The organism is Streptomyces sp. NBC_01788 (assembly GCF_035917575.1).
GTDB lineage: Bacteria > Actinomycetota > Actinomycetes > Streptomycetales > Streptomycetaceae > Streptomyces.
Map to the genome: position 1 here is coordinate 6,670,264 of NZ_CP109090.1, position 1,400 is coordinate 6,671,663.

Annotated in this window: 1 protein-coding gene; it reads left to right on the forward strand. The window is 65.6% G+C overall.

Translation table 11 applies throughout. The annotated features are described in order from the left end of the window. Positions 1-202: 202 nt before the first annotated feature. Positions 203-1,237, forward strand: coding sequence for a GDP-mannose 4,6-dehydratase (locus OIE49_RS30345; RefSeq protein ID WP_100566695.1), 1,035 nt, complete (start codon positions 203-205; stop codon positions 1,235-1,237). Positions 1,238-1,400 lie beyond the last annotated feature (163 nt).

Here is a 1,400-nt window from a genome sequence, read left to right on the forward strand (position 1 = left end):
GCCGCACCCGGATTTCCCTAGTGTTCGTCCCCGCCGCATCGGCACTCGCCGGGAATTCCCTAGTAACTCCGAGAAGCGTTGACATTGACTTCCGCCGCTTGGGAACGTGCCGGTGTCTATCGTCCGGACAGCTTTCTCCCGCCGAGGTCGTCGACCGAGCGCAGCGTTTGGACGGTCTCTTCGCGGTCGAGATGGGGATGACATGCCCAAGCGCGCACTGATCACTGGAATTACCGGCCAGGACGGGTCCTATCTGGCGGAGCACCTGCTGTCGCAGGGGTACCAGGTATGGGGCCTTATCCGTGGCCAGGCCAACCCGCGCAAGTCCCGGGTGAGCCGGCTCGTTTCCGAAGTCTCCTTCGTGGACGGCGACCTCATGGACCAGGGCAGCCTGGTCTCCGCGGTCGACAAGGTACAGCCGGACGAGGTCTACAACCTCGGCGCGATCTCGTTCGTGCCGATGTCCTGGCAGCAGGCCGAGCTGGTCACCGAGGTGAACGGCATGGGCGTGCTGCGGGTTCTCGAAGCCATCCGCATGGTGAGCGGACTGAGCATGTCCCGCACCGCGGGCCCCGAGGGCCAGATCCGCTTCTACCAGGCGTCCTCCTCGGAGATGTTCGGCAAGGTCGCCGAGACGCCGCAGCGGGAGACCACGCTCTTCCACCCGCGCAGCCCCTACGGCGCGGCCAAGGCGTACGGCCACTTCATCACCCGCAACTACCGCGAGTCGTTCGGCATGTACGCAGTCTCCGGAATGCTGTTCAACCACGAATCCCCCCGCCGCGGCCAGGAGTTCGTGACCCGCAAGATCTCCCTCGCGGTCGCCCGCATCAAGCTGGGACTCCAGGACAAGCTGGCCCTCGGCAACATGGACGCGGTCCGCGACTGGGGTTACGCCGGCGACTACGTCCGCGCCATGCACCTGATGCTCCAGCAGGACGCCGGTGACGACTACGTCATCGGCACCGGGGAGATGCACACGGTGCGCGACGCGGTCCGCTACGCCTTCGAGCACGTGGGCCTCGACTGGGAGGACTACGTCGTCATCGACCCCGACCTCGTACGTCCCGCCGAGGTCGAGGTGCTGTGCGCCGACAGCGCCAAGGCGCAGGTCCAGCTGGGCTGGAAGCCGAGTGTCGATTTCCCCGAACTCATGCGAATGATGGTCGACGCCGACCTCGCGATGGTTTCGCGGCAGAACGAACTCGACGAGCTTCTGCTGACGCACAGCTGGTAACGGGCGAAAGCCCCTCCAACTACTAGGGATTTCCTGCCGGACTTCCAGCCAGACTCGCCTCATGGCTTCTCCCGCCGGGGAGAGCCATGAGGCGAGTCGGTGTTCTGCAGCACGGCGCAGAAATTTCGGCGATGCGTGTACGGCCGTCGGCCGTCGGGATGGG